This window comes from Neisseria sp. HMSC064D07, from assembly GCF_001837185.1.
Taxonomy (GTDB): domain Bacteria; phylum Pseudomonadota; class Gammaproteobacteria; order Burkholderiales; family Neisseriaceae; genus Neisseria; species Neisseria flavescens_C.
Map to the genome: position 1 here is coordinate 15,907 of NZ_KV831697.1, position 12,920 is coordinate 28,826.

Annotated in this window: 10 protein-coding genes; all 10 read left to right on the forward strand. The window is 51.1% G+C overall.

Annotation, left to right across the window (positions count from 1 at the left end; translation table 11 throughout):
- Positions 1-8: 8 nt before the first annotated feature.
- The 10 genes from gcvP (at position 9) to HMPREF2608_RS06855 (ending at position 12,757) form a co-directional block, all read left to right on the forward strand.
- Positions 9-2,861, forward strand: coding sequence for an aminomethyl-transferring glycine dehydrogenase (gene gcvP, locus HMPREF2608_RS06810; protein ID WP_070826424.1), 2,853 nt, complete (start codon positions 9-11; stop codon positions 2,859-2,861).
- Between the two features lie 224 nt (positions 2,862-3,085).
- On the forward strand, positions 3,086-3,895 hold the full coding sequence (thiD, locus tag HMPREF2608_RS06815; protein ID WP_070826425.1) for a bifunctional hydroxymethylpyrimidine kinase/phosphomethylpyrimidine kinase: 810 nt from the start codon (positions 3,086-3,088) through the stop codon (positions 3,893-3,895).
- Positions 3,896-4,006: 111 nt separating this feature from the next.
- Positions 4,007-4,426 (forward strand): OsmC family protein, encoded by a 420-nt coding sequence (locus tag HMPREF2608_RS06820; protein ID WP_003684499.1) that lies wholly within the window; start codon positions 4,007-4,009, stop codon positions 4,424-4,426.
- A gap of 261 nt (positions 4,427-4,687) precedes the next feature.
- On the forward strand, positions 4,688-5,401 hold the full coding sequence (locus tag HMPREF2608_RS06825) for a GntR family transcriptional regulator (RefSeq protein WP_070826426.1): 714 nt from the start codon (positions 4,688-4,690) through the stop codon (positions 5,399-5,401).
- 72 nt (positions 5,402-5,473) lie between these two features.
- A complete protein-coding gene (locus HMPREF2608_RS06830; RefSeq protein ID WP_004519551.1) occupies positions 5,474-6,253 on the forward strand; it encodes a DeoR/GlpR family DNA-binding transcription regulator in 780 nt (259 codons plus the stop codon).
- Between the two features lie 105 nt (positions 6,254-6,358).
- The gene (locus HMPREF2608_RS06835) at positions 6,359-8,047 is read left to right on the forward strand and encodes a glutamine--tRNA ligase/YqeY domain fusion protein (RefSeq protein WP_070826427.1); all 1,689 of its coding nucleotides are present in this window, start codon (positions 6,359-6,361) and stop codon (positions 8,045-8,047) included.
- Between the two features lie 74 nt (positions 8,048-8,121).
- Positions 8,122-8,877: a BPSS1780 family membrane protein gene (locus tag HMPREF2608_RS06840; protein WP_070826428.1), complete on the forward strand. Its 756-nt coding sequence runs from the start codon at positions 8,122-8,124 to the stop codon at positions 8,875-8,877.
- Positions 8,878-8,934: 57 nt separating this feature from the next.
- Positions 8,935-9,837, forward strand: a complete 903-nt coding sequence (locus tag HMPREF2608_RS06845; protein WP_070826429.1) for a DMT family transporter — start codon at positions 8,935-8,937, stop codon at positions 9,835-9,837.
- A gap of 245 nt (positions 9,838-10,082) precedes the next feature.
- Entirely contained in the window at positions 10,083-11,342 is a 1,260-nt protein-coding gene (gene rho / locus HMPREF2608_RS06850; RefSeq protein WP_003680905.1) for a transcription termination factor Rho, read from the forward strand.
- 56 nt (positions 11,343-11,398) lie between these two features.
- Positions 11,399-12,757 (forward strand): deoxyguanosinetriphosphate triphosphohydrolase, encoded by a 1,359-nt coding sequence (locus tag HMPREF2608_RS06855; protein ID WP_070826430.1) that lies wholly within the window; start codon positions 11,399-11,401, stop codon positions 12,755-12,757.
- Positions 12,758-12,920: the final 163 nt, after the last annotated feature.

Consider the following 12,920-nt stretch of genomic DNA (forward strand, 5'->3'; position numbering starts at 1 on the left):
GAGTAGAAATGAAACTATCTGAATTGTTCAACCCGAACGAATTTGCCGCGCGCCATTTGAGCTTTGGCGACGAGGCTGCGCTTTTGGAAGCGCTCGGCGAGAAGAGCATGGACGAATTTGTCGGCAATACTGTGCCGCAAAGCATCCGTATGCCGTCCGAACTCGATTTGCCCGAGGCTTTGACCGAGGCGGACGCATTGGCGAAATTAAAAGGCATTGCGTCGGAAAACGTGATCAACAAGTCCTATATCGGCTTGGGTTATTACCCGACCCGCGTGCCGAACGTGATTTTGCGCAACGTATTGGAAAATCCGGGTTGGTATACCGCCTACACCCCGTATCAGGCGGAAATTGCCCAGGGTCGTTTGGAAGCTTTGTTGAACTTCCAACAAGTGTGTATCGATTTGACCGGTTTCCCTGTGGCAGGTGCGTCTTTGTTGGACGAGGCAACTGCTGCCGCCGAAGCGATGGCGATGGCGCACCGCGTGGGCAAAGTGAAATCCGAGCGTTTCTTTGTGGATGCGCGCGTGTATCCGCAAACTTTGGACGTGATGAAAACCCGCGCCAAATATTTCGGCTTTGAATTGGTGGTCGGCGATTTTGCCCAAGCCGACGAAGGTGAATACTTCGGCGCGCTGTTCCAATACGTCGGCAAAGACGGCGACGTACAAGACTTGCAGGACGTTATCGGCCGTCTGAAAGCCAAAGGCACAATCGTGGCCGTTGCCGCCGACATCATGAGCTTGGTTTTGCTGAAGTCTCCGGCTGAACTGGGCGCAGATATTGCTTTGGGCAACACCCAGCGCTTCGGCGTACCGATGGGCTTCGGTGGTCCGCACGCTGCTTATTTCGCGTTTAAAGATGAGTTCAAGCGTTCCGCTCCGGGCCGCATCATCGGCGTATCCAAAGACGCATCGGGCAAACCTGCCTTGCGCATGGCCTTGTCCACACGCGAGCAACACATCCGCCGCGAAAAAGCGACATCCAATATTTGTACTGCGCAGGCATTGCTGGCGAACTTGGCCGGTATGTATGCCGTTTACCACGGCCCTGAAGGTGTGAAACGCATTGCCAACCGTATCCATGCGTTGGCTTCTGCCTTTGCCGATGCGCTGGTTTCAGACGGCCTGAATGTGGTTCACAAAGTCTTCTTCGATACCGTTACCGTCGATTTCGGCAGCAAAGAGAAAGCAGATCAAGTGTTTGCCGCTGCTTTGGAATCGGGTTACAACCTGCGCCGCGTCAACGATACTCAAGTTGCGGCTGCATTCCATGAAACATCGGCATGCGAAGATTTGGTTGATTTGTACCGCGCGTTTACCGGCAAGGATACGTTCACATTTGCCGATGATGTCAAAGGCCGTCTGAACGCCGAATTGCTGCGTCAAGACGACATTCTGCAACATCCTGTGTTCAATAGTTACCACACCGAACACGAAATGCTGCGCTATCTGAAGAAACTCGAAGACCGCGACTTGGCGATGAACCGCAGCATGATTTCGCTCGGTAGCTGTACCATGAAGCTCAATGCGACTGCGGAAATGTTGCCGATTACTTGGGCTGAGTTCTCCGACATCCACCCTTACGCTCCCGAAGCGCAAACCGCCGGCTACCGCGAATTGCTTGCCGATATGGAAAACAGCCTGAAAGCCATCACCGGCTTTGACGCGATTTCCTTCCAGCCCAACTCCGGCGCGCAGGGTGAATACAGCGGCATGTTGTCCATCCGCCGCTATCAAGAAGCTAACTGCGAGGGACACCGCAACATCTGCCTGATTCCCAAATCCGCTCACGGCACCAACCCTGCGACTGCGGCCATGCTGGGTTTGAAAGTCGTCGTTGTCGATACCGACGAACACGGCAACGTCAACATCGACGATTTGAAAGCCAAAGCCGAGCAATACCGCGACGCTTTGTCCGCCATCATGATTACTTACCCATCCACCCACGGCGTGTACGAAGAAGGCATCCGCGACATCTGCCGCATCATCCATGAAAACGGCGGACAGGTTTACATGGACGGCGCCAACCTCAATGCCCAAATCGGCATCATGCAACCTGCCGAAGTCGGCGCGGACGTGTTGCACATGAACCTGCACAAAACCTTCTGTATCCCTCACGGCGGCGGCGGTCCGGGCGTCGGCCCTATCGGTTTGAAAGCCCACCTTGCCCCGTTTGCACCGGGACACGCTTTGACCGACACCCACAGCGCCAGTGCCGACCAAACCGCTGTTGCTGCTGCGGCCTTCGGTTCCGCGTCCATCCTGCCGATTACCTGGATGTACCTGACCATGATGGGCAAACAAGGCATGGAGCAGGCGACGCGCTGGGCATTGCTCAACGCCAACTACGTTGCCAAACGTCTGAGCGAAGACTATCCGATTCTGTATACAGGCAAAAACGGCCGCGTTGCGCACGAATGTATCGTCGATTTGCGTCCGCTTAAAGCCGAAAGCGGCATCACCGAAACCGACATCGCCAAACGCCTGATGGACTACGGCTTCCACGCACCAACGGTTTCTTTCCCTGTTGCCGGCACGCTGATGATCGAGCCGACCGAGAGCGAGAGCAAAGCCGAACTCGACCGATTCATCGCCGCCCTGAAACAAATCAAACAGGAAGTGCTGAAAGTCGAGCGCGGCGAATGGCCGAAAGAGGATAATCCGCTGGTGAACGCTCCGCATACCGCATCCGACGTAACCGGCGAATGGGCGCATCCATACTCCCGCGAAGAAGCTGTCTTCCCATTGCCGTTCGTTCGCGAACACAAATTCTGGCCGAGTGTCAAACGGGTAGATGAAGTGTATGGTGACCGCAATCTGGTTTGCTCCTGCTTGCCGATTGACGCATACGAAGAATAAGCCTGAATAGGTTTAAAATTGAACAGGCCGTCTGAAAATGAAAATAGTTTTCAGATGGCCTTTTGTTTGTTAAGATATTCCGCCCGAGAACGTACGTTTGTTTTGGGTAAAACAACAGATAAGGCATTCGGAAAGATAGATGGCGCATGCCTTTGTTTGAGGATAAAACCAAACGGCTTCTCATAACGATAAGCAAAAGGCCGTCTGAAAAACAGGAGGACACGATGGACGAACTTTTTATTCAAACGCTGACGATTGCCGGCTCAGATTCCGGCGGCGGCGCGGGCATACAGGCGGATTTGAAGACATTTCAGATGCGCGGCGTGTTCGGCACCAGCGTACTGACCGCGGTTACCGCACAAAATACTTTGGGCGTATCGGCAGTGCATCCGATACCGATCGACATGATTGCCGCGCAAATTGCCGCGATTCAGGAGGATTTCCAAATCCGCGCCTATAAAATCGGCATGCTGGGTACGGCGGAAATCATCGAATGTGTGGCAGAACAAACCGCCGAATGCGATTTCGGCGAACGCGTGTTGGATCCGGTCATGATTGCCAAAGGCGGAGCGCCGTTGTTGGAAAACTCGGCCGTCGAAGCCATGAAACGCCTGCTGCTGCCGCATACGGACGTATTGACCCCCAATCTTCCCGAAGCGCAGGCTTTGACGGGTATTAATATTGAAAACCGCCAAGATGCGGAACGCGCCGCCAAAGTTCTTCAGGATTGGGGTGTGAAAAATGTGGTAATTAAGGGCGGACATCTTGCCGACAGTCAAAGCGAATATTGCACCGACTGGCTGTTTACGCAATATGAAACCATCGAGCTGAACAGCAAACGTTTCCCAACGCCGCATACCCATGGCACGGGCTGCACATTTTCTGCCTGCATCACTGCCGAGTTGGCAAAAGGGTTTAGCGTACCCGAGGCGGTTCAAACGGCAAAAAACTATATTGCCGCCGCCATTTCCTATCCTTTGGGCATCGGGGCAGGGCACGGGCCGGTCAATCATTGGGCGTATCGGGACGAATAATGCGTTTAGGCCAATTGTAATTGATTGTATTTTTCAGACGGCCTGACTAGGTTTATCACTTGAAATTGTTTACAATATCGGATTAATGCTTTTACGGATAAAAAAGACACCATGCAAGTTACCTCAAAATGGATAGACGGAATGTGCTTCGTTGGTACAACGGCAAACGGACACAGCGTTGTGATGGAAGGCGCGGCGGCTGAAGGTGAAGTCAAACGCGGCCCCAGCCCGATGGAAATGCTGTTGTTGGGTGTAGCAGGCTGTTCCAGCATCGATGTCGTGATGATTGCCGAGAAACAACGCCAAAAAATCACCGACTGCCGTGCCGAAGTGACTGCCAAACGCGCCGACACCGCGCCGCGCGTGTTTACCGAAATCCATATCCACTTCAAAGTGTATGGTCGGGGTTTGCAAGAAAGCGCAATTGAACGCGCCGTACAGATGTCTGCCGAAAAATATTGCTCCGCATCGATTATGCTGGGCAAAGCGGCAAAAATGAGCCACAGCTTCGAGATCGTCGAAACAGAATAGGGCGGTTTCAGGGTGGGAGTGTCGGAGCGTGAACCGGCTACCCACAAAAAAAGCAGATATATTCACGCATTAACATGAATATATCTGCTTGCTTTTTATTCCTTTTTTTCTCTCTCTATCAGCCTTTATAACTTGGCTTGTTGATCTCATTGTGCAAGTTTCGTTTAACATTGTCAACAATTTTTAATTATATTTTAAACACCCCCGAAAGCTGCAGGTTTGTAAACGCTTGTGCCTTAATACGGATACTGGGGAAACATTATGGATTACGAAAATAATACCAACGTTGCGCCTGCAACTTCATCGCTTATTTTGGAAGAGCGTCACGATTCGGAACTCTTCCGCGTGTACGCATTGATTTTGGACGGCATTACCGACCATCTGCTGTTGCCGGGCAAAAAACTGACCGAGTCCGAGCTTTGCCGGCAAATGGTTTGCTCGCGTAATACCGTGCGTAGCGCATTATCGCTTTTGGCGCACGATAAAATCGTCGATTTGCAGCCCAACCGCGGCGCATTTGTCCATGTGCCGGACTTGAAAGAAATGAAAGACGTGTTCAACACGCGTATCGAAATGGAAAGCATGATTTTGAGCGTCCTCATCGATATGCCTGATTTGGAAACGCGTCTGCAACCGCTTTACGCCATGATTGAGCAAGAGGGTGCAGCTTCCGAAAGCGGCGACCGAGTGGGTTGGAACCGTCTGTCCAATGCCTTCCATGTCGAATTGGCGCGGCTGCTGGACAACGATGTCCTGTTTGAAATCATGAATACCTTGTGCGCACGTTCTTCATTGATTGTGGCTGTTTCCGATCCGCTTCGCAAAGAAAAGCGCAACATCGATTCCAATTCGCACCATGAACACCGAGAAATCCTCGATTTGTTGCTGGCAGGCAAGCGCAACCGTGTGACCAAAGTCATGCGCCGCCACTTGGGCGCGTGCATGGAACGCTTGGAACAAAAACTCGAGATGTAATCGGTTTGACAATAAAAAGGCCGTCTGAAATATTCAGACGGCCATTGGTTTATCCCTACAAAGCGAAACGCTATGAAACCCAAAATCCAAAGACACGAACATATCCTCACCCTTGTCCGCGAACATAACTTCATGACGGTGGAAGAGTTGGCGGCGAATTTGGATGTTACGCCACAAACCATACGCCGCGATGTGCAGGAGTTGAGCGAAACCGGACAGCTCAAACGCTATCACGGCGGCGCATCTTTGGGCGATGTTTCAGTCGTAACGGCAGGGCAGGAGCGGCGCAACCATCAGCAGCAGGAAAAAAACGCCATTGCCCGATTGATTGCTTCCACCATTCCCGATAATGCCTCGCTGTTTATCAGCATCGGCACCACCATGGAAGCCGTCGCCGCCGAATTGGTCAGACAGCGTAAAAACCTGCGGATTATCACCAACAATATTTACGCCGCCTCCATCACTGCGGCGCGTACCGATTACACGGTCATCATCGCTTCCGGCGTGGTCCGCCCCTTGGATGGCGGTATTACCGGCGTGGCGACCGTCGATTTCATCAACCAATTTAAAGTCGACTATGCCATCATGAGTACCCACGGCATAGAAAACGACGGCTCGCTTTTGGATGACGATTACAAGGAAGTCAGCGTCATGCAGGCGATGGTGAACAATGCCCGCGTGCGCTATCTCGGCGTCGACCACAGCAAGTTCAACAGCAATGCCTTGGTTAGATTGGGCGATATCGGCGCATTCGATAAGCTGTTTACCGACCGCACACCATCCGCCGCCATGCAGAAAACCCTAAACGAGCGCGGCGTAGCGTGGCAGGTTGCCGACCCTGTATCAAAGTAGCCAAGTCGGGTACAATTGAGCCATCATTCCATTCCTTTCAGACGGCCTGATTGAATGCTCAGGCCGTCTGAAAACAGAAAATCATTTTCCCATCAAAGAAATATTATGTTGAATAAAGACCAATTCGCGGACAACCACTTTATCCGCACCATCATCGATGAAGACCTCAAAAGCGGTAAACATACAGCCATCCAAACCCGTTTCCCGCCCGAGCCGAACGGTTATTTGCACATCGGCCACGCCAAATCCATCTGCCTGAACTTCGGTTTGGCTTATATTTATGATGGTTTGTGCAACCTGCGTTTTGACGATACCAACCCCGAAAAAGAAAACGACGAATACGTCAATGCCATCAAAGAAGACGTTGAGTGGCTCGGTTTTCATTGGGCGGGCGAGCCGCGTTTTGCTTCCAACTATTTCGACCAGCTTTACGACTACGCCGTCGGTTTAATCAAAGACGGCAAAGCGTATGTTGATGATTTGACCCCTGAAGAAATGCGCGAATACCGCGGTACGCTGACCGAAGCGGGTAAAAACAGCCCTTACCGCGACCGCAGTATCGAAGAAAACCTCGACCTGTTCACACGCATGAAAAACGGCGAGTTTCCCGACGGCAGCAAAACCTTGCGTCTGAAAATCGATATGGCGGCAGGCAACATCAATATGCGCGACCCCGTCATCTACCGCATCCGCCGCGCCCATCACCACAACACCGGCGACAAATGGTGCATCTATCCGATGTACGACTACACACATTGCATTTCCGATGCCATCGAAGGAATCACGCATTCTTTGTGTACGCTTGAATTTGAAGCACACCGTCCGCTGTACGACTGGGTGTTGGACAACATTCCTGCGCCGCACGCTACCCGTCCGCGCCAATACGAGTTTTCCCGTTTGGAGCTTCTGTATTCCATCACCTCCAAACGCAAGCTGAACCAACTGGTTTCAGACGGCCACGTTGCCGGCTGGGATGATCCGCGTATGCCGACCATTTCTGGTATGCGCCGCCGCGGTTACACGCCCGAAGGCCTGCGCTTGTTTGCCAAACGCGCCGGTATTTCCAAATCTGAAAACGTGGTCGATATGAGCGTGTTGGAAGGCGCGATTCGCGAAGAGCTGGAAAACTCCGCGCCGCGCCTGATGGCGGTTTTGAATCCGCTCAAAGTGACCCTGACCAACTTTGAAGCCGGTAGAACCCAAAGCCGCCGTGCCGCGTTCCATCCGAACCACGAAGAAATGGGCGATCGTGAAGTGCCTATTTCACAAACCATCTACATCGAAGCCGACGACTTTGCCGAAAATCCGCCTAAAGGCTTCAAACGCCTGATTCCCGGCGGCGAAGTGCGCTTGCGCCACGGCTATGTCATCAAGTGCGATGAAGTAGTAAAAGACGAATCAGGCAATGTGGTTGAACTCAAATGCAGCATCGATCACGATACCTTGGGCAAAAATCCCGAAGGCCGCAAAGTCAAAGGCGTGATTCACTGGGTGTCTGCCGAACACGCTGCCGAAATCAAAGTCCGCCTGTATGACCGCCTCTTTACCGTCGAGCGTCCCGATGCCGTGCGCGGCGAAGACGGCAACTATCTGCCGTTCACCGATTTCCTCAACCCTGAATCCATCAAGGAAATCACCGCCTACGCCGAGCCTGTCGCAAAAGATCTGCCGGCAGAAAGCCGTTGGCAGTTCGAGCGTATCGGCTACTTCGTAACCGACCGCAAAGATCACAGCAAAGACACGCCGGTGTTTAACCGCACTGTGACACTGAAAGATTCTTGGCAGGCAAAATAATTGGTAAGAAGGCAGTCAGTATGCACTGGCTGCCTTTATTGTGTTTAAATTTTTGATTTTATAATAGGAATTTTATGGAAAACCAAATACCCACTTCACAGGAAGTTCGATATCACGAACCCAAACGCCTTCCTGCTTCTGCAGGCATCAAGTGGATTACCGACGCTTTCGGTATTTTCAAACTTCATCCGTGGAAATGGATAGGCGTATTATTGGCTTATATGATCGTAGGCTTTGTGGTTTCTATTATTGACTTACTAGGAATTAATGCGCTTTCTAGTTTAAAAGGTATTGTATTCAGCTGGGTGGGTTCATGCTTAGTAGGCGGAGCTATGTATGTTGCTAACAATATCAATAATGGAAAAGCATTTGATGTGAAAGATTTTTTTATTGTTTTTTTAGATAAAAAAATGAGTTTTTTCATTTTATTGTTACTTCAGGTGCTGTTCAGTATAGCTGTTAGTTTGCTTATCATTCCGCTATATTTTGCAGGTCATTGGGCAATGATGATAGGTGTTGTATTGATTGTTATTGTCCTTTTGTCTATATTTTTATTAACCCCCGCTTTGATTGTTTTAGATGGTCTGAAGCCATGGGAGGCTATTAAAGCTAATGTTAAAGCGGCTATGTGTAATATTCCTGCAATATTAGTTTATGTTGTAGGTGTGGCTCTCTATTCTTTTATGTGGGGCGTATTAGGCAGTATGTTAGGCCAGTGGATTATCATGATCATACTTTTACTATTCCTACCTGTCAGCGCAGTTTTACTGCTGGCTCCTTATATTGCTTACCGCAGTATTTACCCTAATGGTCGTATTGTGAAATCCTAAGTGGATAAAGGCCGTCTGAAACATTTTCAGACGGCCTTTGTCGATAAAAGGAATGAGATGGAACGTTATTCTGTACATTTGAAACTGCTGGGGATGGCGGTGCTGTGGGGCGCGTCTTGGCCGATGGGGCGGATGCTGGGGCAGTCGCTGCCGCCGCTGACGGGCGGGGCGGTTCGGTTTGTACTGGCTTCGGTTTTGTTGTTGGGCTGGTTGTTTGCGCGCAGCAGGTTTGCAACTTTGGCAGCTTTGTCGGCGCGGCAATGGCTGGGTTTGACGGCGGCTGCTTCCGTCGGCGTGTGCGGCTATGCGGTGTTTTTTATGCTGGGTTTGCAGACTATGCCGGCAGGTAAGGCGGCGGTGGTCGTGGCAGTGAACCCCGTGCTGACGCTGCTGTTGGCAACTTGGTTTTTCGGCGAGCGTTTAAATGCGAAGATTTTGGCGGGTATGCTGCTGGCGGTCGGCGGTGCCATTATGGTGGTAACGCAAGGGCAGCCGTTGACAGTGTTATCGGGCGGCATCAAGGCAGGAGAGTGGCTGATTTTCGGTTGCGTGGTTTGTTGGGCGGCTTATACTTTAATTGGTCGCGCGGTTTTGCGCGGGATAGACGCGCTGACGGTAACGATGGCAACTTCGTTCATCGGCGCTCTGATGTTGTCGGTGGTGGCGTTGTGGATGGACGGAATGCCGTTTGAGGCGATAGCGGCAATGGATGGGCGAGGTTGGACAGCCTTGGCGTGGCTGGTCATCGGTGCGACGGTATTGGCCTATGCGTGGTATTTTGAAGGCGTGAAGACTTTGGGTGCAGGCAGCGCGGCAGCGTATATTACGCTTGTGCCGATTTTCGGTGTGCTGTCTTCGGCGTGGTTTTTGGGCGAACCGCTGCATATTTCGCTGATTGCAGGCTGCGCGGCGGCGGTCGGCGGCATGATGCTGATGCGGTACGGGCAGAAGGCCGTCTGAAGTTGGGTAAATACTCGGATTTTTGATGATAAGATTGCGGTTGCCACGTTACTTCCAGCCGTAATCTTATTGAAGGATAAGACCAAGGTCTCGGCCTCAGTGTTCGATTTAAAAATTTGACACCCTGCCTCCAACTGCCTAAAATTCAACTTTCTCAAAAATCTACCGTATCCTGCGGCACGATTTCATACTTTCAGACGGCCTTCGTGCCATCTCTCTGATACCATTCAAAATATATCAATACTATGCACGTTTCAGAACTCCAAACCCTCCACATTTCTAAACTCTTGGAAATGGCAGAAGAACATGGCATTGAAAACGCCAACCGTTTCCGCAAACAAGACCTCGTTTTTGCCATCGTCCGCCAGATGATGAAGCAAAATGTCAGCTTTACCTGTTCCGGCACACTCGAAATCCTGCCCGACGGCTTCGGTTTCTTGCGCAGCGCAGATACTTCTTACCTTGCCGGCCCTGATGATATTTATGTTTCGCCCACGCAAATCCGCCGCTTCAATCTGCACACCGGTGACACCATCGAAGGCAGCGTGCGCGTGCCTAAAGACAATGAGCGTTATTTCGCACTTGTCCGCCTTGATACCATCAACGGCGATCAACCCGAAGTCTGCAAACACAAAATCCTCTTTGAAAACCTCACGCCTTTATTCCCAACCGAACAATTCAAACTCGAGCGCGACATCAAAGCCGAAGAGAATCTGACCGGCCGAGCCATCGACTTGGTTTCCCCAATCGGTAAAGGCCAACGTGCATTGTTGGTTGCGCCGCCTAAAACCGGTAAAACCGTGATGTTGCAAAACATTGCCCACGCCATTACCGCCAATTATCCCGATGTCGAGCTGATTGTCCTGTTGATTGACGAGCGTCCGGAGGAAGTGACCGAGATGAGCCGTTCTGTACGCGGCGAAGTGGTTTCCTCTACGTTTGACGAACCTGCGCAACGCCATGTACAAGTGGCCGAGATGGTGATTGAAAAAGCCAAACGCATGGTCGAACACAAAAAAGACGTGGTGATTCTGCTGGATTCGATTACCCGTTTGGCGCGCGCCTACAATACCGTCGTGCCGACTTCGGGCAAAATTCTGACCGGCGGTGTCGATGCCAACGCTTTGCACCGTCCGAAACGCTTTTTCGGCGCAGCGCGTAATGTGGAAGAGGGCGGTTCGCTTACCATTATTGCGACAGCGCTTGTTGAAACCGGCAGCCGCATGGACGACGTGATTTACGAAGAGTTCAAAGGCACGGGCAATATGGAATTGCACCTTGACCGCCGCATGGCAGAAAAACGCCTGTTCCCGGCGATCAGCATTAATAAATCCGGTACGCGCCGCGAAGAATTGCTGGTGCCGAACGATCAGTTGCAACGTATGTGGCTCTTGCGCAAATTCCTGCATCCTATGGACGAAATCGAAGCGACCGAGTTTTTGGTGGGCAAACTCAAAGACTCCAAAAACAATGACGATTTCTTTGAATTGATGCGCGGTAAATAAGCATAAGGCCGTCTGAACATGTTTCAGACGGCCTTTACTTTGCTTGAGGAATCTTTATGACCATCCGAATGAATTGGCAAAACTTATTGTCCACCCAACGCTTCCGTACCAAAAACGGCGAAATTGTGCCGACCGTTACCCCTTCGACCCAGGAAGGTGCCGATGCCTTGCGTACGGATTTTCACATCGACTACGACCGAGTCGTTTTTTCCGGAGCCTTCCGCCGCCTTGGCCGTAAAACGCAGGTACATCCGCTGGCGCAACACGATTTGACGCACAACCGCCTGACACACAGTGTTGAAGTTGCCAGCGTGGGCAGGAGCTTGGGCAACCGCGTAGGCGTGATGTTGCATAACGGCGGTTTTTTGCCGCAGGAAAATACGCCCAGCGATATTGGTGCCGTGGTGCAGGTTGCCTGTTTGGCGCATGATTTGGGCAATCCGCCGTTTGGTCATACCGGCGAAGATGCTTTGCGTGATTGGTTCAGACGGCCTGAACATCAAATTTATCTGAACACATTAAACGAAGCGGAACGCAACGATATTCAAACCTATGAAGGCAATGCGCATAGCCTGCGTATCGTCGCCAGCCTTGAAATGTATCCGGAGGCGGGCGGAATGCGCCTGACTGCGGCAGCCATTGGCGCATTGCTGAAGTATCCGTGGACAACGCAACATCCAAACGGCAGAAAGAAATTCAATATTTATCAAACCGAGTTGCCGTTTATCCGTCAAGTTGCCGATGAATTGGGACTGGTTTCCGCAGGAGTAGACAGCTGGGCGCGCCATCCTTTATCTTATCTGATGGAGGCCGCCGACGATATTTGCTATGCCTTGCTGGACTTGGAAGATGCCGTCGAATTGGATTTGCTCACGGATACGGAAGTAGAAAGTATTTTGTCCGAACTGACCTTTGCCGAAAGCGCATGGCACGCCAGCTCCAGCCGTCAGCGTTGCGCCATGTTGCGCGGCATTGCGATCGGCAAGGCAATTGATGATGTCGCGCAAACCTTTATGCTGCATCAGTCTGACTTGTTGGACGGAACATTCAAAGGCAAAGACTTGCTTGCTCTGTGTAGCCCGCAAGTGCAAAACACTTTGGCCAAAGCGAAAGAATTGGCTCAAACACGGATTTTCCGCCATCACACCAAGCTCTTGACCGAAATCGCCACATTCCCATGCTTAGGCTCTATCTTAGATTTGCTCGTCCCCGCCGCTTATGCCCTGATTGCTGAAAAACAGCTGGCAACGCGTCAGTCTTTGGCTTTGGAATTATTGAAAAAGCACAATCCGATTCTTCCTGAAGACAGTCTGTATCAGGCCTATATGAAAATCTTGGATTTTGTCGGCGGTATGACCGATAACTCCGCCGCAAAAATGGCGCAGGATTTGTCAGGAGTAGGGATTTTACGTTAATTTTATATTTTTTAATTTCAATCAGTTAAATAAAAATATAAAAAATATCCGTGAAAAGAGTAGACAGATTTCAGTAAAGTCTATATTATTCGGTCTTCTTGATTCACAACGCACTTGCGAAGTGATGAGGATGCACCCGTAGCTCAGTTGGATAGAGTATCTG